Origin of the sequence: Actinoplanes sp. NPDC049599, from assembly GCF_044465625.1 — a bacterium.
Taxonomy (GTDB): domain Bacteria; phylum Actinomycetota; class Actinomycetes; order Mycobacteriales; family Micromonosporaceae; genus Actinoplanes.
Genome location: NZ_JBITLX010000003.1, coordinates 540,544 through 562,241, shown reverse-complemented (window position 1 = coordinate 562,241; position 21,698 = coordinate 540,544). Strand labels below are relative to the sequence as shown.

Annotated in this window: 18 protein-coding genes; 8 read left to right on the top strand and 10 right to left on the bottom strand. The window is 71.2% G+C overall.

Translation table 11 applies throughout. From position 1 onward, the window contains the following. Positions 1-98: 98 nt before the first annotated feature. Positions 99-1,364 carry an AI-2E family transporter gene (locus tag ACIBQZ_RS08900; RefSeq protein WP_396087944.1) on the top strand — a complete coding sequence of 422 codons (1,266 nt, stop codon included), beginning with the start codon at positions 99-101 and terminating at the stop codon, positions 1,362-1,364. Here ACIBQZ_RS08900 and ACIBQZ_RS08895 read toward each other — a convergent pair. Then, positions 1,349-4,129 carry a transglycosylase domain-containing protein gene (locus ACIBQZ_RS08895; RefSeq protein ID WP_396087901.1) on the bottom strand — a complete coding sequence of 927 codons (2,781 nt, stop codon included), beginning with the start codon at positions 4,127-4,129 and terminating at the stop codon, positions 1,349-1,351. The two genes, ACIBQZ_RS08900 and ACIBQZ_RS08895, sit on opposite strands and share 16 nt — an antisense overlap. 106 nt (positions 4,130-4,235) lie before the next feature. Next, complete coding sequence (locus ACIBQZ_RS08890; protein WP_396087943.1) at positions 4,236-6,170, bottom strand: ATP-dependent DNA helicase; 1,935 nt, start codon at positions 6,168-6,170, stop codon at positions 4,236-4,238. Between the two features lie 155 nt (positions 6,171-6,325). Between ACIBQZ_RS08890 and ACIBQZ_RS08885 the strand changes: the two genes are divergently transcribed. Next, on the top strand, positions 6,326-6,832 hold the full coding sequence (locus ACIBQZ_RS08885; RefSeq protein WP_396087900.1) for a DUF402 domain-containing protein: 507 nt from the start codon (positions 6,326-6,328) through the stop codon (positions 6,830-6,832). On the opposite strand, the gene sigJ is transcribed toward ACIBQZ_RS08885, so the two are convergent. Further along, the gene (gene sigJ, locus ACIBQZ_RS08880) at positions 6,812-7,702 is read right to left on the bottom strand and encodes an RNA polymerase sigma factor SigJ (RefSeq protein WP_396087899.1); all 891 of its coding nucleotides are present in this window, start codon (positions 7,700-7,702) and stop codon (positions 6,812-6,814) included. The genes ACIBQZ_RS08885 and sigJ overlap by 21 nt on opposite strands. Before the next feature lie 109 nt (positions 7,703-7,811). On the opposite strand from sigJ, the gene ACIBQZ_RS08875 reads away from it, so the two are divergent. The 3 genes from ACIBQZ_RS08875 (at position 7,812) to ACIBQZ_RS08865 (ending at position 10,560) form a co-directional block, all read left to right on the top strand. Continuing rightward, on the top strand, positions 7,812-8,765 hold the full coding sequence (locus ACIBQZ_RS08875; RefSeq protein ID WP_396087898.1) for a hypothetical protein: 954 nt from the start codon (positions 7,812-7,814) through the stop codon (positions 8,763-8,765). Positions 8,766-8,922: 157 nt separating this feature from the next. Beyond that, entirely contained in the window at positions 8,923-9,549 is a 627-nt protein-coding gene (locus ACIBQZ_RS08870; RefSeq protein ID WP_396087897.1) for a DUF47 domain-containing protein, read from the top strand. 3 nt (positions 9,550-9,552) lie between these two features. Beyond that, complete coding sequence (locus tag ACIBQZ_RS08865) at positions 9,553-10,560, top strand: anion permease (protein WP_396087896.1); 1,008 nt, start codon at positions 9,553-9,555, stop codon at positions 10,558-10,560. Positions 10,561-11,516: 956 nt separating this feature from the next. Here the strand turns inward: ACIBQZ_RS08865 and ACIBQZ_RS08860 are convergent. Next, on the bottom strand, positions 11,517-12,512 hold the full coding sequence (locus ACIBQZ_RS08860) for a Gfo/Idh/MocA family protein (RefSeq protein WP_396087894.1): 996 nt from the start codon (positions 12,510-12,512) through the stop codon (positions 11,517-11,519). 60 nt (positions 12,513-12,572) lie between these two features. Between ACIBQZ_RS08860 and ACIBQZ_RS08855 the strand changes: the two genes are divergently transcribed. Next, a complete protein-coding gene (locus ACIBQZ_RS08855; RefSeq protein WP_396087942.1) occupies positions 12,573-13,364 on the top strand; it encodes an NUDIX hydrolase in 792 nt (263 codons plus the stop codon). Here the strand turns inward: ACIBQZ_RS08855 and pstB are convergent. The 6 genes from pstB to ACIBQZ_RS08825 form a co-directional block, all read right to left on the bottom strand. Further along, on the bottom strand, positions 13,345-14,121 hold the full coding sequence (pstB, locus tag ACIBQZ_RS08850; protein WP_396087893.1) for a phosphate ABC transporter ATP-binding protein PstB: 777 nt from the start codon (positions 14,119-14,121) through the stop codon (positions 13,345-13,347). The two genes, ACIBQZ_RS08855 and pstB, sit on opposite strands and share 20 nt — an antisense overlap. A gap of 12 nt (positions 14,122-14,133) precedes the next feature. Further along, positions 14,134-15,180 (bottom strand): phosphate ABC transporter permease PstA, encoded by a 1,047-nt coding sequence (pstA, locus tag ACIBQZ_RS08845; protein WP_396087941.1) that lies wholly within the window; start codon positions 15,178-15,180, stop codon positions 14,134-14,136. A gap of 100 nt (positions 15,181-15,280) precedes the next feature. Further along, positions 15,281-16,366 carry a phosphate ABC transporter permease subunit PstC gene (gene pstC, locus ACIBQZ_RS08840; protein ID WP_396087892.1) on the bottom strand — a complete coding sequence of 362 codons (1,086 nt, stop codon included), beginning with the start codon at positions 16,364-16,366 and terminating at the stop codon, positions 15,281-15,283. Between the two features lie 45 nt (positions 16,367-16,411). Continuing rightward, the gene (gene pstS, locus ACIBQZ_RS08835) at positions 16,412-17,503 is read right to left on the bottom strand and encodes a phosphate ABC transporter substrate-binding protein PstS (RefSeq protein WP_396087891.1); all 1,092 of its coding nucleotides are present in this window, start codon (positions 17,501-17,503) and stop codon (positions 16,412-16,414) included. A 399-nt stretch (positions 17,504-17,902) separates the two neighbouring features. Further along, on the bottom strand, positions 17,903-18,769 hold the full coding sequence (gene mshD, locus ACIBQZ_RS08830) for a mycothiol synthase (RefSeq protein ID WP_396087890.1): 867 nt from the start codon (positions 18,767-18,769) through the stop codon (positions 17,903-17,905). After that, positions 18,766-19,482 carry a winged-helix domain-containing protein gene (locus tag ACIBQZ_RS08825; RefSeq protein WP_396087889.1) on the bottom strand — a complete coding sequence of 239 codons (717 nt, stop codon included), beginning with the start codon at positions 19,480-19,482 and terminating at the stop codon, positions 18,766-18,768. The genes mshD and ACIBQZ_RS08825 overlap by 4 nt, the downstream gene beginning before the upstream one ends. 327 nt (positions 19,483-19,809) lie before the next feature. Between ACIBQZ_RS08825 and ACIBQZ_RS08820 the strand changes: the two genes are divergently transcribed. Further along, on the top strand, positions 19,810-20,826 hold the full coding sequence (locus tag ACIBQZ_RS08820; RefSeq protein WP_396087888.1) for a hypothetical protein: 1,017 nt from the start codon (positions 19,810-19,812) through the stop codon (positions 20,824-20,826). A 67-nt stretch (positions 20,827-20,893) separates the two neighbouring features. Next, a complete protein-coding gene (locus tag ACIBQZ_RS08815) occupies positions 20,894-21,682 on the top strand; it encodes a DUF2993 domain-containing protein (RefSeq protein ID WP_396087887.1) in 789 nt (262 codons plus the stop codon). Positions 21,683-21,698 lie beyond the last annotated feature (16 nt).

Below are 21,698 nucleotides of genomic sequence, written 5' to 3'. Positions count from 1 at the left end.
GACAGGACGGTACGCCCGAGCCTGACGGACCACGGAGAGGGTCTGGTCTACGGTGGGTCCGGCGTGACAACGGACAAGGGGGTCAGCGGTTGAGCCGCTTGCAACGGGTCCGGGCGAATCTGCGTCGTGCGTACGAGACCGGGCGCGAGTCGGTCCGGCAGGCCCGCACGGAGCACGACGCGGCACCGGACGACCACGGGGTCGAGTTCGAGCTGCCCGCGCCGGATCCGCCGGTCGACCATCGATCGACGTCGAGCCGGGACGACGCGGAGGTGCCGCACTCGCTGCGGATCGCCGCCGCGTGGTCGTGGCGGCTGATCGTCGTCGGGGTGGTCGGCTGGGTGCTGCTGCGCTTCATCAGCATCGTCAGCATCGTGGTGATCCCGCTGGCGATCGCCCTGCTGCTCTCGGCGCTGCTGTCGCCCGCGGTGGGCTGGCTGCGCCGCTACCGGCTGCCCCCGTCGCTGGCCACCTTCCTCGTGCTGATCTGCGGCATCGCCGCCGTGGCGGGCACCCTGACGCTGGTGGTGAACCAGTTCGTCGACGGGGTGGGCGACCTCACCGCCAAGGCGAGCAGCGGCATCCGGCAGATCCAGGAGTGGCTGCGCACCGGCCCGCTGCACCTGTCCGACGAGCAGGTCAACCAGGCGATCGACTCCGGCCAGAACTGGATCAACGCGAACACCTCGTCGCTGACCGAGACCGGGGTGGCCACCGCGGCGACCCTGTTCGAGGTGCTCACCGGCGCGCTGCTGGTGCTCTTCGCGACGTTCTTCTTCCTCCGCGACGGCCGCAAGATCTTTCGCTTCCTGGTCCGGCTCTTCCCGGTCAACGCCCGCTGGAGCCTGGCCGACGCGGGTGACGCCTCCTGGTCGACGCTGGGCTCCTACGTGCGCGCGACGGTGCTGGTGGCCTTCATCGACGCCACCGGCATCGGCCTGGCCCTGGTGATCCTCAAGGTCCAGTTCCCGTTCCCGCTGGCGGCGCTGGTGTTCCTGGGCGCGTTCATCCCGATCGTGGGGGCGAGCGTGTCGGGTGCGGTGGCGGTGCTGGTGGCGCTGGTCGACCGGGGCTGGATCGTCGCCCTGATCGTGCTCGGCGCGGTGATCCTGGTGCAGCAGGTCGAGGGGCACATCCTGCAACCCCTGATCATGGGCCGGGCGGTGGCCGTGCACCCGCTGGTCGTGATCATCGGCATCGCCTGCGGCGTGGTGCTGGCGGGCATCATCGGCGCGCTGGTCGCGGTGCCGCTGATCGCGGTGCTCAACACCGGCGTCCGGCGGCTGGGCCGGCAACGCCCGGAGATCCCGCCGGATGCCGTGCTCGTCACCTCGACCGGGGACCCGCCTCACCAGCCCAGGTAGCTACGGGTCAGCGCGGTCACCTGCTCGACGACGTCAACGCCGCGCTGCTTGTCGCCGTGGCCGTGGGAGAGCACGGCCACGGCGGTGTCGGTGTCGTCGTCGCTGATCCGGCCGATGCTGTTGACGATCCAGCGGCCCTGCTCGGCCGAGCGGGAGGTCCAGCCGTTCTTCAGCGAGACCCGCTCGCCGGCGAAGGCCGCCGCGCTCACGCCCCAGTTCTGGTCGGCGTTGACCGAGGACATGAGCTGCAGCGCCAGGTCGCGGGACGGCTCGGTCAGCGGGCTCTGCGGGTCGGTCAGGGCGGCGACCAGCCGCAGCTGGTCGTCGGCCGTGGTCCGGGTGAAACCCCAGGAGGTGGCCGGGTCGGTGCTGGTCAGGCCCAGCCGCTCGCCGGCCTCGCGCAGTCCGGCGGTGCCGCCCACGGCGGCGTACACCTTGGTCGCGGCCGTGTTGTCGCTCGCCCGGATCATCTTCGTCACCCGGGCCCGTTCGGAACTGCTCAGCCCGCGGCCCTGATCCTGGGCCTTGAGCAGCAGCGCCGCCAGCAGCTCGACCTTGACGATGCTGGCCGTCTCCTGCTCCCGGCCACCGTGGTAGGCGTACCGGCGTCCGGTCTTGCGGTCCACGACCGCGACCGAGAACTCCCCGGCAGCGCCGGCGTACTTGTCGAGCGCCCGGTCCAGCCGGTCGGTGCGCTGCGACCACGAGCCGGTGGCCAGGGCCAGGTCGACCAGGTCGCCCTGCTGCGGCCCCGGGTAGACCGTGGCCGGCGAGCCCTTGAAGCCGGGCGCGAGGGTCTTGAGGTCGGCGGTTTCCCGCCGGCCCACGTGGGCCGGCCCGGCCACCGCCCGGGTGGGCTGGTCACGCAGGGCGGCGGCGAGGAAGGACTGCCAGATCCGGTACGGCATCCCGTCGCCGTTGATGGCCTTGCCGGTCCGCTCCCGGATGGGTCCCGGCCGGTCCCGGCCGACCCAGGTGACCGCGGCGAGCCCGGGCGCCCAGCCGGCCGTCCAGGCGTCGGAGGAGTCGGTGGTGTCGCCCCACTGCTGGGAACCGGTCTTCGCGGCGGCCTGGGTGCCGGCCACCTCGCCGTCGCGGGCCACCACCTTCGCGAGCACGGCCTGCACGTCCGCGGCCACGGCGCCGGAGAGCACCCGCTGGGCTTTGCCGGCGAACCGGTGCAGTTCGGCGCCCTCGGCGGTGAAGACCGTGTCGACGAAGTGCCGCTCCCGGCGTTGTCCCCCGTCGGCCAGCGTGGCGTAGAGGGTCGCCAGGTCGGCCGGTGCCACCGGGTACCGGCCCAGCGCGATGTCGGACCGGGTCCGGCCGGGCGCCGGGTCGCCGGGCTGGTCCACCATGGTGCGCTGCTCGCCGTACCGTTCCGGCACGCCCAGCTTGCGCGCGAGCCGGCGGACGGCGTCCGGGCCGATCTGCTCGGCCACCGCGTAGAAGGGGGTGTTCAGCGAGTGCACCATCGCCAGGTCGAGCGGGCACACCGGGCACTGCAGGTTGCGCTGGTTGTACAGCGGCACCCCGCGACGGTCCGCGAACTCGCGCGGTGAGCTGCCGTTGTAGAGCGAGGCGAAGCCGATCCCGCGCTCCTCGGCGGCGGCCAGCACGACCGGCTTGAAGGTGGACGCCGGCGGCCGGGCGGCCTGCGCGTCGTCGAAGTAGCCGCGGCCGCGGTCGCCGCCGTAGTAGGCGCGCACGCCGCCGTCGGCCGGGTCGACGGCGACCAGCGCGACCCGCAGCTCCTTGGGCTGGCCGCGCAGGCCCACGCTGATCGCGTCGGTCGCCGCCGACTGGGCGACGTCGTCGATGGTGGTCGTGATGCGCAGGCCGCCGGTGCGGACCTGCTGGCGGGGGATGCCCGAGGCGGCCAGCTCGTCCTCGACCCGGTCGGCGATCAGGCCGGCCGAGCCGCCGACGCTGCCCGCGGTGACCGACTCCTTGGCGACCGCCGGGTACGGCGTCTGCTCCGCCGCCCCGGCGGGCAGCCAGCCCTGCGCGGTCATCGCCCGGAGCACCCACTTCCACCGGGTACGCGCCCACTCGGCGTCCACCGCCGGATCGCCGCGGGTCGGGTCCTTGATCAGCGAGGCCAGCACCGCGCCCTGGAAACCGGTCAGCTGATCGACGGTGGTGCCGAAGTACGCGTGTGCGCCGGCCTGGATGCCGTACGCGCCGCGGCCGAAGTAGATGGTGTTGAGGTACCGCTGGAGGATCTCGTCCTTGCTGAACCGGTGCTCCACCTTCAGCGCCAGCGCCATCTCCCTGGCCTTACGGCTGACCGTCCGGTCCTGGGTCAGGTACGCGTTGCGCACGTACTGCTGCGTGATGGTGGACGCGCCCTGGCCGTCGTCGTGCACCACGTTTGTCCACAGTGCCCGCAGCACGCCCTTGGCGGAGACGCCGGAGTGGTCGTAGAAACCCCGGTCCTCGGCGGCCAGGAACGCCTGCTGGACCGCCTCCGGCACCTGGTCGAGCCGGACGTCGGTGCGGTCGGTGGTGCCGATGCGCGCGAGCACCGTCCGGCCGTCGCGGTAGAACAGCACCGAGGCCTGCGGCGGCACCGGATCCGGTGGCAGGTCGACGCTCGCGACGTAGCCGGCCGCACCGACGCCGATCGCCGTCACGACCAGCGCAAGCAGCGCGATCGTCCGGCGGCACCACCGCGGGAGCACCGCGATCGAGCTACGCCACCACCGCGGGAGCGGCAGGCGCCTGCGGTGCGGGGCGGGTTGCGGGCCGGCATCCTCCGTCATGGAGCGGATTCCCTTCGACGTCCCCAGCGGTGTCGATCAACACCAGTCCTGAAGACGCTTGAGAGGGCGAATCCGTTGAGAGTCGGCAGAAATCAGTTCGGATCGGTCACGATTTCGCCAGGCGCTCGAGCGCGCCCACGGCCACCTCCGGCCGCGTCGTGTACCAGAACGGGGGCAGCGACTTGCGCAGGAAGGCGCCGTAGCCGCGGGCCGTCTCCAGCCGGGAATCCAGCACCGCCACCACGCCCTTGTCGCCGGTGGAGCGGATCAGCCGCCCCACCCCCTGGGCCAGCCGCACCGCCGCGATCGGCACGCTCACCGAGGCGAAGCCGGAGCCGCCGGTGGCGTCGACCGCGGCCGCCCGCGCGGCGGCCAGCGGCTCGTCCGGGCGCGGGAACGGCAGCCGGTCGATCACCACCAGCTGGCAGGCGTCGCCGGGCACGTCCACGCCCTGCCACAGCGACATCACGCCGAACAGGCAGCTCTCCTTCTGCTCCCGGAACTTGCGGACCAGGATCGGCAGCGACTCCTCGCCCTGCAGCAGCACCGGCAGCGTCGTGCGGGCGCGCAGCAGCTCGGCCGCCTGGGTGGCCGCCCGGCGGGAGGAGAACAGGCCCAGCGTGCGTCCGCCGAGGGCCTCGACCAGCCGCAGCAGCTCCTCGCCCGCGGCGTCCGGCAGGCCCGACGCGGCCGGCCGGGGCAGGTGCGCGGCCACGTACAGGATGCCCTGCCGGGGGTAGTCGAACGGGGAGCCGACATCCAGCGAGCTCCAGCCGTCGCCGGAGACCGGCGGCGCGTCGGGGGTCAGGCCGCCGCCGGAACGGGCGAGCGGCACCGGGGCCGGCGCCGGCAGGCCGAGCGAACGGGCCACCGTGTCGAAGCGGCCGCCCAGGGTCAGCGTCGCCGAGGTGGCGACCACCGTGCGCTCCTCGTACAGGCTGGTGGCCAGGGTGCCGGCGACCGAGAGCGGGGCCACCACCAGCGCGCGGCGGCCGTTGCCCAGGTCGGACTTCTCCACCCAGGCCACGTCGTACTCGTTGGCCTCCAGCAGCCGCTGGGCCGTCGTCGAGATGTCGTCCAGGGTGGCCTTGGCCTGTTGCTTGCGCACCGGATCGGGGTCGTCGTTCTTGACGTCGCCGATCGCGTCCAGGGCCGCCCGGGTGGACGCGTCGATCAGCAGCACCGCCTGGTGCAGCATCGGCGGCAGGCCGGTGGTCAACCGGCCGGCGGGGAGGTCGCTCAGCCCGACGGTCAGCGCGTCGGCCGCGGCCGCCAGGGCCTCGGCGGCGGCGGGGGAGACCAGCGGCCGGGCGCGCCGGGCCGCCCGCTCGACCGATTCCGGGGTCAGCTCCGCCTGGGCCGCCGAGGAGACCCGGTCGGCCAGCTCGTGGGCCTCGTCGACGATCAGCAGCTTGTGCGGCGGGACGATGTGCCGGTCGGCGAGCATGTCGACGGCGAGCAGGCTGTGGTTGGTCACCACGATGTCCGCCTCGCGGGCGCGCACCCGGGAGGCCTCGGCGAAGCACTCCGCGCCGTACGGACAGCGGGCCGCGCCCACGCAATCGCGGGCCGGCATCGACACCTGGCGCCAGGCGGTCTCGTCCACGCCCGGGTCGAGCTCGTCGCGGTCGCCGGTCTTGGTCTTCTCGGACCAGGCCTGCACGCGCAGGATCTGCTTGCCGAGCTTGCCCGCCTCGCCCAGCCACTGGGTGGCCCGCGGCGGCGCGTCGTCGAAGAGGGTGTCGGTCGGCGCCTCCTCGTCGGCGTGTTCGAGCTTGGCCAGGCAGAGGTAGTGGTGGCGGCCCTTGAGCACCGCGAAGGTCGGGCGGCGGCCCAGCACCGGCTCCACCGCGTCGGCCAGCCGGGGCAGGTCGTGCTCGACGAGCTGGTTCTGCAGGGCCAGGGTCGCGGTGGAGACCACCACCGGGCCGTCGACCAGCAGCGCCGGCGTCAGGTAGGCCAGGGACTTGCCGGTGCCCGTGCCGGCCTGCACCAACAGATGCTCGCGGTCCTTGACCGCCCGCTCGATGGCCGCGGCCATCTCCTCCTGGCCGGGGCGGGAGGAGCCGCCCGGGACTGCGCCGACGGCGGCGGCGAGCAGTTGGGACGCGGTGGCCTTCTTGCGGGTCGCGGCAGTCACGTCGGAGACCGTACCCGCCACCACCGACGAAACCATGTCACCGTTAGGGTCTTGTCATGCCGAGCGAGATGGTCCGGGTCGTCTACACCAAGTACGACGGCTCCGCCCACCGGGACTACCCCGCGCGCCGGCTCAACGAGGATGACCTGGGCGTCTGGGTCGGTGTGACCCGCGGCACGACCTCGGTCTACCACGGTCAGCCGTCGGTCGAGCAGATCCCGTTCGTGCTGCTGATCCCGCACCGAGCGTGGTGGACCGGAATGTTCAACCCGCCGCCGCGGACCAGCGAGGTCTACTGCGACATCACCACCCCGGCGCGCTGGGAGGGTGACACCGTGCACATCGTTGATCTCGACCTGGACGTGTCGCGCCGCCGCGACACCGGCGTGATCGAGCTGCGCGACGAGGACGAGTTCGCCGAGCACCGGCTGGCGTTCGGCTACCCGGACGACGTCGTCGAGCAGGCGCAGGCCGCCGCCCGGCGACTGTTCGTGGCCCTGGGCGACGGCACGGAACCGTTCGCCACCGCGTACCGGAAATGGCTAACCGCGGTCGTCGACTGACCGCAGCTTGGCCGGGTTGAGCTGGGTGTAGACGGCCGTGATGCGGCCGTCGGCGACGGCCGCCGTGAGCACGAACAGGACCGGGCGCCCGTCCAGGTATTCGCCGCGCACCAGCACGCCGGCGGCGCCGTTGACCAGCACCGGCTCGACCGTGACGCCGCGGGTCTGCTCGGCTTGCCGGCCGAGCAGCCCGGCGTAGAGGCGGGCCACCTTGTCCATCCCGAAGACCGCGTTCTGCCCGGCGCTGACCACCCCGCCGCCGTCGCCGACCGCCACCACGTCGGGCGCGAGCACGGCCGCGAGCGCCTTCAGGTCGCCCGAGGCCGCCGCCGTCAGGAACGCCTCCAGCACCTTGCGCTGCTCGGGCAGGTCCGCGGTGTGCCGGGCCTGCCCCTCGGCGATCGCCCGGCGGCCGCGCGAGGCGTGCTGGCGGGCCGCCGGGACGCTGGTGTTGAGCACGTCCGCCACCTCGTCGAACGGCACCCCGAACGCGTCGTGCAGCACCACCGCGACCCGCTGCTCGGGGGTGAGCTTCTCCAGCACCACCAGCAGCGCGAGGCTGACCTGCTGCCGCTGGGTCACCCGCTCGGCCGGGTCGTCGAGGAACGACACCACCGGCTCGGGCAGCCACTGGCCGGGGTACGCCTCCCGGCGGACCCGGGCCGACTTCAGGATGTCCAGGCAGATCCGGCCGGTGACCGTGGTGAGCCAGCCGCGCAGGTCGCGGATCTCCTCCCCGCCGGCCCGCGCGTGGTGGTACCGCAGCCAGGCCTCCTGGACCGCGTCCTCGGCCTCGGCGCGACTGCCGAGCATCCGGTACGCGACCGCCAGCAGATGGGGACGCTCGGCTTCAAACGGGTCCGACGGCATGGGGGAATTCTCCGCGACATTGCCCGGTCACAGGTGTCACATGTGACACAGTGGTAGGCGCGATAAGTGTACTTGGTCCTATTTCGCGTTCCCTGAGGGGCGGGCAGAGGTGGCGAACAACGTGGCGACCCTGCTGGGCGGGCTGGCCGGCGTGGCCGGTGTCACCGGAGCTGCGACACTCGGCGTCGCGGTGACTCGCCGGCCGGGACCGTACCTCTCCGCCGGGCACGCGCTGGTCGGCAACCAGGCCGAGGACCCGCTGCCGGGCGTGCTGCGCCGCGGGCTGGCCGGGCTCACCGTGCCCGTTCGGCCGGGTCCGCACGGCGAGCTGTTCCTCGGCTCCGGGCAGCCGCGACCCGGCCGTACGCTGCGCCGGATGGTGCTCTCCCCGCTGCTGGCCCGGGCCAAGGCGTACGGCGGCCGGCTCCGCCGCGACCAGCGGGTGCCGTTCCGGCTGGTCGTGGAGTTCACCGGGCCGAACCGGGACGCGGACACGCTGCTGCGGGCGTACCGGATGCTCGATCAGCAGCTGCGTGACCACGCCCCGCTGCTGAGCCGCTGCATCGACGGCCGGCTGGAGCCGGGCGCGGTCACGGTGGCCATCACCGGCATCGTCGACGTCCGCGACCTGCTCGCCACCCAGACCCGCCGGTACGCGTTCGCGGACGGCTCGTTCGACGACCTCGGCACCGCGTCGGCCCCGCCGGCGCTGGTGCCGATGATCAGTGAGCCGTGGAGCCGCCGGTTCGGCTGGGACGGCCGCGAGCCGATCTCCGCCGAGGAGCGGCACCTGCTGCACGCGCTGGTCCGTTCCGCGCACGAGGACGGGCGCACGGTCCGGATCAACGGGCTGCCGGCCGGTTCCCGGCGGGCCCGGCAGGCGGTCTGGACCGAGCTGGGCGAGGCCGGGGTCGACGTGATCGCCGACGCGGACCAGGTCGGGCTGGCCCGGCATCTGCGCCGGCATCCGGTGCGGCGGCCCGCCCCGCACCCCGCCGCCCGTCGCCCCACGCCGACTCCCCGGGCCACCACGGCGCGCACGGACACCGCGCCAGTTGTCTGAATGATCCGGGAAAGTAACCGTTGCAGGTTAACGGGAAGTGAACGAGCACTGAACTGCTGTTGAGCAGGGGTAGGCGCGCTCGGTACCCGGGGAGGCATTACCTAGCATTCCCTCGAATTCGCCAGGCCCCGTCCACCCCGCAAACGAGGTTCGCGCCGTGAAGTTCTCCTTCCGCCCCACCGAGGGCGCCTTCTACGAGCTGTTCACCCGGGCCGCCCAGAACCTTGTGCGCGGCACCGAGCTGCTGAACGAGCTCGCTCTGCCCGGGGTGGACGTGCAGTCGGTCAGCGATCGGCTCACCGACGTCGAGCACGACAGCGACGAGATCACCCACACCCTCTACAAGAAGATCAACTCGACCTTCATCACGCCGTTCGACCGGGAGGACATCTACTCGCTGGGCTCGCAGCTCGACGATGTGATGGACCACCTCGAAGCGGTCGGCAACCTGCTCTACCTGTACGGCCTCACCGAGCTGCCGTCGCTGCCCCGCGAGATGCACGAGCTGGTCAACGTCCTGGACCAGCAGGCCAAGATCACCGCGGACGCGATGCCCCGGCTCAAGGCGATGAAGAATCTCGAGGAGTACTGGATCGAGATCAACCGCCTGGAGAACGACGGCGACCGCGCCTACCGGATGCTGCTGGTCCGGCTCTTCTCCGGCGAGTACGACGCGCTGACGGTCCTGAAGATGAAGGAGGTCGCCGACGAACTGGAGGCGGCCTGCGACGCCTTCGAGCACGTGGCGAACACGGTCGAGACCATCACGGTCAAGGAGTCCTAGGCCTTGTCCCCCGAGCTCATCGCCGTCATCGCGGTGATCGCCGCCGCGATGGTCTTCGATTACACCAACGGCTTCCACGACGCGGCGAACGCCATCGCCACCAGCGTCAGCACCCGCGCCCTGACCCCCCGGGTGGCCCTGGCCATGGCCGCGGTCGGCAACTTCGTCGGCGCCCACTTCGGCGCGGAGGTGGCCAAGACCGTCGGCGACGGCCTGGTCAAGCTGCCGCTCGGCATCCCCAGCCTGGGCGTGGTCTTCGCCGGCGTGGTCGGCGCCATCGCCTGGAACCTGATCACCTGGTACTTCGGCCTGCCGTCCTCCTCGTCGCACGCGCTCTTCGGCGGCCTGGTCGGCGCGACGCTGTTCGCCACCGAGGGCACGGTGGAGTGGGGCACCATCCTGGAGAAGGTGCTGATCCCGATGGTGGCCTCGCCCTTCGTCGGCTTCCTGCTGGGCTTCATCGTGATGGTCGGCATCATGTGGGGCTTCCGCCGCGGCCACCCGGGCAAGCTGAACCGCGGCTTCCGCATCGCCCAGACCGTCTCGGCGGCGTTCATGTCGGTCGGCCACGGCATGCAGGACGCGGCGAAGACGATGGGCATCATCGTGCTGGCCCTCTACACCGGCGGCTTCCAGGACAGCGCCACGGAAATCCCGTGGTGGGTCTTCTGGACATCCGCGGCGGTCCTCGCGGCCGGCACCTACGCGGGCGGCTGGCGCATCATCCGCACCCTGGGCCGCAAGATCATCGACCTGGGCCCGGCCGAGGGCTTCGCGGCCGAGATGGTCGCCAGCTCGGTCCTGTTCTTCAACGCGCTGGTCCTGCACGCCCCGATCTCCACCACCCACACGATCACCTCAGCAATCATGGGCGTGGGCGCAACGAAGCGCCTGAGCGCGGTCCGCTGGAACGTCGCCGGCAACATCGTGATGGCCTGGATCACCACCTTCCCGGCAGCGGCGGCCATCGCCTGCGTCGTCTACTTCGCGGTCCGCCCGATCTTCCACTGAGCCTGCTCTTTCATGTCGTGCCTGGTTGCATGGTGCTGACCGTCGCTCCCGCCGAACGCAGGCTGGTTGTGGTCATCCTTGCCGCGATCCCTTGCGCAACCAGCGTTTCGCTTGACGGCACCGCTCCAAGATCTGCCACTCGCGCCCCGCTCGGCGGATCTTGGAGCGGCCCGGTGCGGCGATTGCTGAAGCGCTGCGGTGCGGAGCGAGCCCCAGCGGCACAAGATCGGCGGCAGGCATCGCGACAGGCGTTGAGTGATCCGGGCGCCGACGCCTTTGACGGTGCGGCCGGCCCCAAATTGGCGACCGGCGGGGTCACCGCGATCGTCAGCAACTCGGCTACTTGTTGACTGGTGGCATGTCCGCTGCCCGGCCAGGCACAGCTCTCATCTGGCCTGGGCTCCAGAGGGGTACGCCCAGCTCAAAGCAGCGATGCCCTCCTCGCCGACATCAGCTGTCGCAGCGTGGAACAGGAGTCAGAATGGCTCAGGTCATCGTTGGCGTGGATCCCCACAAACGTTCCGCGACCATCGAGATCATCAACGACCTGGAACAGGACGTTGGGCAAGACCGGCCCGGTCGACGCCCGTAGCGTCGCCGTGGTCGCCGGGTGCACCACCGGTCTGCGGCAGGTCGTTGGCCCGCCGCTGGCTGGCCTCAGAGCTGATCACGAACTTTGTCGTCATCGACAAGAAGATCAAGATCGCCAACGCGAACTGACCGAGCTCGTCGACACCACCGGGAGCCGGTGACGGGCCCGGGAGGACAGCGGGGGCGACTCTGCAATCCAGCGCGGTCGACCACAACCCCGAGGTCGACACTTCGGAAAAGTCACTTCCCGGACCCGCCACAGCCCAGCCTGGAACAACCCCGCTTGACATGGAGGGGGTGCCGTCGGAGAGCTTCGGCGGGCGTCCGATCATCGACGCCCTTCGTCATGGCTACGACTCAGGTAGTCAGGACGTACTCGTCTGGGGGTAGGTGACGCCGATCTGGCTGCGGAGTTCGTCCATTTGGCGCATCAGTTCCAGGGTTGTCGCGTGGGGCATCAGGGGGCTTTCCAGCAGGCCCTCGGCCAGGCAGCGTTGCACCTCTGCCGCCTCGTACTGGTAGCCGCTGCCCTCGAAGGGGTGGGTGATTTCCTCGGGTTCCGCGCCGACGCGGGACAGGGTGAACGAGCGGGGGACGAAGAAGCCCGGCGGCAGGTCGATGCGGCCGCGGGTGCCGGTGATCGAGGCCGCGTTGCGGGTTTCGCCCACCAGACTGCAGGTCAGGGCCGCCACCGCTCCCGAGGTGTAGCCCAGCAGCATGCCGGTGTTGTCGTCCACGCCTTCCGGGGTGAGGCGCGCCCAGCCGTGCACCGCCGCGGGCGGGCCCAGGATCAGGTGTGCCAGGTTGAGCGGGTAGACGCCCAGGTCGAGCAGGGCGCCGCCGCCCAGGGCCGGGTCGCGGAGCCGGTGGGTCGCCTCGAACGGGCCCTGCAGGCCGAAGTCCGCCTGCACGTTGGTGACCTCGCCGATCGCGCCGTCCGCGATCAGCTCCACGATCCGGCGGATGGCCGGGTTGCAGCGCATCCACATGGCTTCCATCAGGAACACGCCGCGTTCCGTGGCTTCCCGCACCAGGCGGGTCGACGAGGCCAGGTCCAGCGTCATCGGCTTCTCGCAGAGCACCGCCTTGCCGCCGGCGAGGCAGGCCAGCGCGGCGTCGTAGTGGAAGGCGTGCGGCGTCGCCACGTAGATGACGTCGACGTCGGGGTCGGCGGCCAGCTCGGCCCAGGAGCCGTGGGCGCGGGCGAAACCGTGCCGCTCGGCGAACGCCGTCGCGGCCGCGGTGGTGCGGGAGCCGACGGCGGCGAGTTCGGCGCCGGGCACGAGCGGCAGGTCGGTGGCGAACGTGCCGGCGATGCCGCCGGTGCCCAGGATCCCCCAGCGAACATTCTTCTCGGTCATGATCGCCACGGTATCGCCCGCGGCGCGGTCGGTGGCAGGATCGACCGGGTGAGCCAATCGATGCCGCTGCCGGCGGCCATGCTGCAGCGGGCCCGCGACTTCACCGGCCCGGCGGCCCCGGCCCGGCCCGCGGCCACGGTCGTGCTGCTGCGCGGCGGGGACGCGGCGGGAGCTTTTGACGTGTACGTCCTGCGCCGCGCGACGACGATGGTCTTCGGCGGGGTCCACGCGTTTCCGGGTGGTGGGGTGGATCGTGACGACCTGCCGCAGACCATCAACCAGGACTGGCCGGAGCGCCTGGGTGTGCCGGAGGCGGAGGCTAAGGCGGTGGTGGGTGCTGCCGCCCGCGAGCTCTTCGAGGAAGCCGGCGTCCTGCTCGCCGGTCCCGTCGAGACCGGTGATGACGACCTGGTGGGGGATGTCAGCGGGGCGGACTGGGAGGCCGATCGTCTCGCCGTGCAGCGCCGTGAGCTGACCATGACCGAGCTGCTCGCCAAGCGGGGTCTGCGGCTGCGCGACGATCTGCTGCTGCCCTGGGCCCGGTGGATCACGCCCGAGTTCGAGCCCAAGCGGTTCGACACCTGGTTCTTCGTGGCTGTGCTGCCGCCGGCGCAGACGGCGCGGGACGTTTCCGGTGAGGCCGACCGGACCATGTGGATCAGCCCGGCGGACGCCAACGGCCTGGCCATGCTGCCACCTACGCGCGTGATGCTGGACGAGCTGTCCGCGTACCGGAGCATTTCGGAGGTCTGGCGCGCCCAGCGCGACGCCGCCGCACCCGTCATGCCCCGGGTGGAGCTGGCGGAGGACGGCGGCGCCGTGCTGACGATTCCTAGCCGAAGCGACCGGTGATGTAGTCCTCGGTCTTCTTCTCGGCCGGGTTGCTGAAGATCTTCTGGGTGTCGTCGTACTCGATGAGCCGGCCCGGCTCGCCGGTCTTGTCGATCGAGAAGAAGCCGGTCTTGTCGCTGACCCGGGCCGCCTGCTGCATGTTGTGCGTGACGATGATGATCGTGAAGCGGTCCTTGAGCTTGAACATCAGGTCCTCGATCGCCAGCGTGGAGATCGGGTCCAGCGCCGAGCAGGGCTCGTCCATGAGCACGACCTGCGGCTCGACCGCGATGGTGCGGGCGATGCAGAGGCGCTGCTGCTGGCCGCCGGAGAGTCCCGCGCCCGGGCGGCTGAGCCGGTCCTTGACCTCGTCCCAGAGGTTCGCCGACTTCAGCGACTTCTCGGCCGCGTCGTCCAGCAGCGACTTCTTGCGGACGCCGTTGAGCTTCAGGCCGGCGACCACGTTCTCGTAGATCGACATCGTCGGGAACGGGTTGGGGCGCTGGAACACCATGCCGATCATCCGGCGCACCGCGGTGACGTCCACGTCGGCGTCGTAGATGTTCTGGTCGTCGATGGTGAGCCGGCCCTCGATGCGGGCGTTCGGCAGCACCTCGTGCATGCGGTTGATGGACCGCAGGAACGTCGACTTGCCGCAGCCGGACGGGCCGATCAGGGCGGTGATCGTCTTCGGCTCGACGGTCATCGAGATGCTGTCGATCGCCTTGAACGAGCCGTAGTAGGACGAGACGTTGCTCGCCTCGATGCGCTTGGCCATGGGGGACACCTCTCAGGACAGCCGGTTGCGGCGGGCGAGCAGCTTGGCTGCGATCGTCAGGATGAGAACCAGGGCGACCAGCGTCAATGCCGCCGTCCAGGCGCGGTCCGGTGCATACCGGGAGGCGTCGCCGGCCTGCTGGTAGACGTACAGGGCGAGCGACGACTGGTTGCCGGCGAACGGGTCGAAGTTGATCGCCGCGGCGCCGCCGGCCACCAGCAGCACCGGTGCCGTCTCACCGGCCGCGCGGGCGACGGCGAGCATGACGCCGGTGACGATGCCGGGCAGCGCGGTGGGCAGCACGACCTTGACGATCGTCTTCCACTGCGGCACGCCAAGCGCGTACGCGCCCTCGCGCAGCGGCCCGGGCACCAGCCGCAGCATCTCCTCGGTGGACCGCACGATCGTCGGCAGCATCAGCACGGTCAGCGCCAGCGAGGCGGCGAAGCCGGAGAAGCGCGGCGTGCCGTTGTTGAACCACGGGCTGACGATCAGCACCCAGAACGCCAGGATGAACAGGCCGGCCACGATCGACGGGATGCCGGTCATGACGTCGACGAAGAAGCGCACGGTCAGGGCGAACTTGCCGCGGCCGTACTCGACCAGGTAGATCGCGCCGAGCACGCCGAGCGGCACGGCCATCAGCGTGGCGAGGCCGACCTGCTCCAGCGTGCCGATGATCGCGTGGTACGCGCCGCCGTTCGGGTCCCGGGCGCCGATGTTGTTCATCGAGCTGCCGAAGAAGTCGCCGTCCAGGCGGGCGGCGCCCTTGGAGACCAGCGTCCACACCACCGAGGCCAGCGGCAGGATCGCCAGGATGCAGGCCGAGTAGATCAGCGTCTTCCAGAGCCGGTTGCGGGCCGAGCGCCGGCCCTCCACGCGGGTCGCCGCGGCGAAGAGCCCGGTCAGGTAGAAGACGATCCCGACGACGACCACTAGCACCCAGTTGCCGATGCCGAGGCCGAGCACGATCGCGGCGGCCATCACGAGCGCGACGACCGCGATGCCGACGTCGATCACCCACGGCAGCTTCTTCGACCGGATGTGGTCCGGCGTCATGACGACTCCGGGGACTTCCTTCTCAAGCAGGCTCATCCTGTGCTCACCTCTGGCATGCCCTCCTGGCCCTTCCTGCGTGCCTTTCGTCCGGTGCAGTCGGTCATGCCGCACTGTCCCGGAACTCGCGGCGGCGGTAGATGATCGCCCGCGCTGCCATGTTGACGACCAGGGTGATGGCGAAGAGCACCAGGCCGGAGGCGATGAGCGCACCGCGGCCGGTGGCGTTGGCCTCGCCGAAGGTGTTGGCGATGTTGGCGGCGATGCTGTTGCCGCCGCTCTCGATCAGGTTGAACGAGATGTTGAAGACGATGCCGAGGGTCAGCGCCAGCGCGATGGTCTCGCCGAGCGCGCGGCCCAGGCCGAGCATGACCGCGGCGATGACGCCGGGCATGCCGTACGGCACCACGGCCGTGCGGATCATCTCCCACTTGGTGGCGCCCAGGGCGAGCGCCGCCTCCTCGTTCATCAGCGGGGTCTGCTGGAAGACCTCCCGGGACAGCGAGGTCACGATCGGCAGCACCATGATCGCCAGCACCAGGCTGCCGAGCAGGATCGAACGGCCGAACGGCCCGTCGCCACCGAAGATCGGCAACCAGCTGAAGTACTTGTTCAGCCAGACCGAGAAGTCCTCGACCGGCACCCGGAACACGTCGCGCCCCCAGAGCCCGAACACCACGCTGGGCACGGCGGCGAGCAGGTCGATGACGAAGCCCAGCGGGTTGGCCAGGCGCTTGGGCGCGTAGTGCGAGAGGAACAGCGCGATGCCCAGGGCGATGGGCACCGCGACGATCAGCGCGATGATCGACGTCAGCACGGTGCCGAAGGCCAGCGCGGCGATGCCGAACTTCGGCTCGGCGTCGTTGGGGAACCAGGCCTTGTAGGTCAGGAAGTTCTCGGTGTTCGCCTGCAGGGCCGGTACGGCCTTCGAGATCAGGAAGACCGCGATGGCGATGATGATGACCAGCACCATCGCGCCGGCGGCCGTGCTCAGGGCCCGGAAGCCGGTCTCCATGGAGAACCGGGCCTTTTTGGGCAGGCCGCCCCCACCACCGAGCGGCGGACGGATGCCGTCGAGGTCATCGGGAGGGATCGGCGAGACGCCGCTGCCGGCGGACCGGGCGTGACGCGCTGTCACGCTCGATCCACCGGCTCCGGTGCTCGCCGAGCGGGAGGGGAAGTCACCCATTCGCTCGCTCGCTGTCGTCTAGGAGGGGGTTCGTGGGGGCTGGTACTAGGAGATGGCCGCGACCGAGGTCTCGACCTTGCTGCGGACGGCCTCCGGCAGCGGGGCGTAACCGAGCTCGGCGAGCGCGGCCTGGCCACCGGTGCTGGCGGTGTAGCTCAGGAAGCCCTTGATGGCCGCGGCCTTCGGGCTGCCCTTGCTGCAGGCGATCTCGTACGTCACCAGGACGATCGGGTACGCGCCGGCCTCGGTGGTGGTGTAGTCGATGTCGAGCGCCAGGTCGCTGCCGGTGCCCTTGATCTTGGCGCCCGCGATGGTCTTGCCGGCGCTCTCCCCGGTGAGCTCGGTGTACTCGCCCGCACCGTTCTTGATCTTGGCGATCTTCAGGTCGCTGTTCTCCGCGAAGGAGAGCTCGACGTAGGAGATGGTGCCCGCGGTGCCCTTGACCGCGGTGGCCACGCCGTCGGACTTCGCCGCGCCGACGCCGCCCGGCGCCTTCCAGGCCTTGGCGTTACCGAAGGTCCACGCCGCCTCGGCGGTCTTGCTCAGGTACTTGGTGAAGTTGTCGGTGGTGCCCGACTCGTCGGAGCGGTGCACGGCCTGGATCGCCGTCGAGGGGAGCTTGGCGTCGGCGTTGTCCGCCTTGATCGCCGCATCGTCCCACTTGGTGATCTTGCCGGCGAAGATCCCGGCCAGGGTGGCCGGCGAGAACTGGAGGTTCTCGACGCCGTCGAGGTTGTAGACGACCGCGATGGGGCCGATCACCATCGGGAGGTTGAGGGCCTGGCCGCCGGGGCACTTGGCGTTCGCCTGCGGCTGCTCCTCCTCCTTGAGGGCGGAGTCGGAACCGGCGAAGTCGGCGGTCCCGGCGATGAACGCCTGGATGCCGGCGCCGGAGCCGGTGCCCTCGTAGCCGATCTTGGCGCCCGAACACTGGCCCTGGTACGCCTTGATCCATTCGTCCATGGCGTTCTTCTGCGCCGAAGAACCCTGCGCCGTCAGGTCGCCGGCCGCGCAGTTCGCGGACGCGGCGGAGGCGCCGCCGGCGGCAGGCGAGTCGGTGTTGTCCGAGCCGCACGCGGCGAGCCCGAGCGTGGCGGTCAAGGCAATGCCGGCAACGTAAAACCGCTGGAGCTTCACGGGTTTCCCTTCGAATTAAATGCAACTCCGGGCTCGTAGTCCCGGTCGGCCGAACTCTCATCGGCACACCCGGAAAACTAAGAGGGCGAGGTGACCGGCTCCCCGGGCATAAGTGAACGCGGGGTGAACAGGTATGCGCCTGATAGTTGCCTTTGGCTGAGGAGGGGTTGTCCGTTAAGTGAACCGAGGACGCGGCGTCTTGTATGTCCGTTATTTTGTGTTCTCTTTCCGCCCGGTGCCGGCCGCCGACCTGCCGCCACGCCGCGCCAGGTGTCCCGGCCGGCACGTCGGACAGATCGGGGGTTTCCGGGCCTGCTGGGCCTGCCTGGGCATGGCGGTGGGCCCGCTGCTCGGCGGCGAAGTGGGCAGCCGGCCGAACTCGCCGACGCCGGCCGCTGGCTAACCGCGGCTGTACATCACGTCGGCGGAGTGGACCTCGAAGCCCAGCCGCCGGTAGAGCGCCACCGCCGCCTCGTTGGACTCGTCCACGTAGAGCAGCGCGTCGGCCAGCCCGAGCCCGGCAAGGTGCCGCAGGCCGGCCACGCTCAGCGCCGCACCCAGCCCGCGGCGGTGGCCGCCCGGGTCCACACCGAGCACGTAGATCTCGCCGATCGCCGGCTCGTCGCCGTCGGCGGGGTGCACCTTGGTCCAGTGGAAGCCCAGCAGCCGGTCGTCGGCCGGGTCGACCGCGAGCAGGAAGCCGGCCGGTTCGAACCACGGCTCGCCGAAGCGCAGCCGCAGGTCGTCGGCCGTCCAGCGGCCCTGCTCGGGGTGGTGGGCGAAGGCCCGCGCGTTGACGCCCAGCCAGGCCGCGTCGTCGGCGCCGGGCACGAAGGCGCGGATCGTGACGCCCGCGGGCAGCGGCACCTCGGGCAGGCCGGCCAGCGACCGGCGCATCTGCCAGAGCACCCGCGAGCGGGTGAAGCCGGCCTTTTCGGCGAACGCCCGGGCGGCCGGCTCGTCGCCGTGCGCCCAGAATCGCAGGGCATCCGGCCCGGCGGCGGCGAGCAGCGCCGTGCCGTGCCCGCGGAGCCGGTGTTTCGGGTGCACCACCAGCTCGCCGGAGCCCGCGTCCAGGGTGGCGTAACCCGCCAGGACGTCGTCGGAATACGCGAGCAGGTGGGTGCGGCCGGAGCCGCGGAGGCCGAGGATGCCGTCCTCCGACAGCGGGTGGACGCCGTCGGCCTCGTCCGCCGCGGCGGCCAACGTCAGGACGTCAGCCGCCTCGGCGGGGGAGAGCTGGTCCCGGGTGCGGACCTCGGTCATACCGGCAGCGAGACCGGCTCGTTGTCGGGGAGCTGGCGGTTCGACGGGGGCACGACGAACTTGTAGCCCACCTGGCGGACGGTGCCGATCATCGACTCGTACTCCGAGCCGAGCTTGGCGCGCAGGCGCCGCACGTGCACGTCGACCGTCCGGGTGCCACCGAAGTAGTCGTAGCCCCAGACCTCGCGCAGCAGCTGGTCGCGGGTGAACACCCGGCCGGGGTGCTGGGCGAGGAACTTCAGCAGCTCGAACTCCTTGTAGGTGAGGTCGAGCGGCCGGCCCTTGAGCTTGGCGGCGTAGGTGTCGGGATCGATGTTCAGCTCGCCGGCGCGGATGGAGCCGCCGGCACCTGCCGTGGCGTTCGTCAGGCGGCCGACCGCCAGGCGCAGCCGGGCCTCGACCTCGGCCGGGCCCGCGCTGGCCAGGATGACGTCGTCGACACCCCAGTCAGCGTTGAGCGCGATCAGACCGGCCTCGGTGACCACCGCCATCAGCGGGACGCCGATACCGGTCGCGTGCAGCATCCGGCACGTCGCGCGAGCCTCGGAGAGCTCGGAGCGGGCATCGACGAGCACAGCGTCCGGGCTCGGCCCGGACACCAGAGTGCGTACGTCGCGAGGCGCCGTACGCACGGAGTGGGGCAGCAGGTCCAGCGCGGGAAGCACGGCGGAGGGCTCACCTGCGCGTGCCGTCACCAACAGAAGGATTTCCACACTCACCTCGATCCTCGCGGCGCGGTGGCCGCTCGGGTGACCCGGTCTGCGCAGCTCATGGCTGCGCCACCGGTAGGACTTGTCCCGGCGTCACCGACGGGTGGGCTGCGATTACCTTAACCGATGCGTCTGCCCGAAGACCCTGGTCGCGCCGTCAAGTGATGTGAACTACGCCCCGGATGTGGCCGAACGGCGGAATCGTAACCAGCCTTTTACCCGAGCCCACCGGCCGTCACGATGGGAGCGCGCCCATGTTGCCGGCCGATGACGCGCGATGACCCCGCCGCGATGAGCGCTTTTGCCCCCGGGTCTGGCACGATCGCAGGCGTGCTTCCCTCCGCCCCGCGCGACAACGACTCCTGGGACGACGACGTCTCCCGGGAGATCGCCCGGTCGGCGCCGGGCCGGTCGTCGTCCGGCTTCTACGCCGGCGCCCCCGAGCCCGCCTCGCGGATCGGCGCCCGCGGCGGCGATCCGGTCGACGAGGAAGAGGAGATCGAGGAGGAGATCCCGGTCGTCCCGGTGCGCCGCCAGCTCTCGGTGGCGATCGCCGGCTTCGCCGGGCTGCTCGGGACCGGCCTGATCCTCGGCGCGCAGACCTCCGGGCCGGACGCGCGGCTGCCGTACGCGATCGTGGTCTTCGGGGTGCAGCTGCTCTACATCCTCGCGTTCACCATGGCCATCCGGCCGCCCGCCGTCGGCACGGTCGCCGGGGTCTGCGTGGCCGCCGCGCTGGCCGCCGACTACCTGGCGGTCACCAGCGAGCCCGCCGGCATCCTGCCGCTGCTGCTGGTCGCCGTCGGCGGTTTTGTGGTGGCCGTGGCCGGCCAGTTCATCCGTCCGGATGACCGCATGCACGTCCGGGACGCGCTCAGCGGCACCCTGCTGATCGTGGTCGGCGTGGTCTCGTTCGCCCAGCTGATCGTGCTGACCCGCAAGCCCGTCGGCACGCAGGCCGTGCTGGTGTGCCTGACCGCGGTGGCGGTGGCGGTGCTCGTCGCGCACCTGGTCGACGCGTTCTTCCCGCGGCCGCGGATCGCGCCGCAGGTGCCGCGCGGCGCCACCGGCATCATCGCCGGCGCCATGCTGGGCACCTTCGCGGCGGCCGGGCTGGGCAGCGTGCTGGTGCTGCCGTTCACGCCCGCCAAGGGCGCGCTGCTGGGCTTCGTGGCCGCCGGGGTGGCCGGGCTGGTCGACCTCGCGGTGAACTATTCGGAGGTGGGCCGGCGGATGGCCGGTGACACGCCGACCTTCTGGGTGGCCCGGCACATGCAGGGTCCGCTGGGCGCGTTCGCCATGGCCCTGCCCGGTGCGTACGTGTTGACGGCTTTCTTTCTCAGCTGATGGTGTCCGCGGGCCTCGCACCGGGCATATACCGTGCCCCATCTCGACGTGAAACCGGGAGGCCGCAGTGGCAGAGGTGTACGGGACCGCGCGTCCCCGCAAGCGCTGGGGGCGACGTCTGCTGATCACCTTCCTGGTGCTGCTGCTGATCATCCTCGGGGCGCTGGTGGTGGCCGACCGGGTCGGCGCGTCCTATGCGGAACGGGTCATCGGTGACCGGGTCGCCCAGCAGCTCACCGACCAGCAGGCCACCGCCGAGCAGCCGGACGTGACGATCGAGGGCGTGCCGTTCCTGACCCAGGTGCTGGACGGCAGGTACCAGGAGATCAAGATCCGGCTGAACGACTTCACCGGGCCGGCCGGCAACGGCAGGACCATCAAGATGAACCCGCTCGACATCCGGGCGACGGACGTGAGCGCGCCGCTGGACACCGTGCGCAGCGGCAACGGCGACATCGTGGCCGGCACGGTCACCGGCGTCGGCACCCTCGGCTACGCCAACCTCGCCGAGCTGACCGGCCAGGCGGGCCTCAAGCTCAGCGAGCGCGACGGCAAGCTGGTCGGCACCGCGCCGCTGCAGGCGCTGGGCCAGACCTGGAACGTGAGCGGCTCGGCCAACCTCGAGGTCAAGGACAGCGTCGTCAAGGTCACCTTCGCCGACGTCACCGCCGCCGGGCTGCCGAACATCCCGCTGGTCCGCACGCTGGTCGACAACTACGTCAAGCAGCTGGCCTTCGACCTCAAGGTGCCGGCCCTGCCGCTGGGCCTGAAGGTGCAGAAGGTCGAGCCGCGCCCCGACGGGCTGTTCGTCACCACCGGCGCGAGCGATGTGTCACTGAGCTCTGGCGGACTGTGACGCCTGACTCAATCCC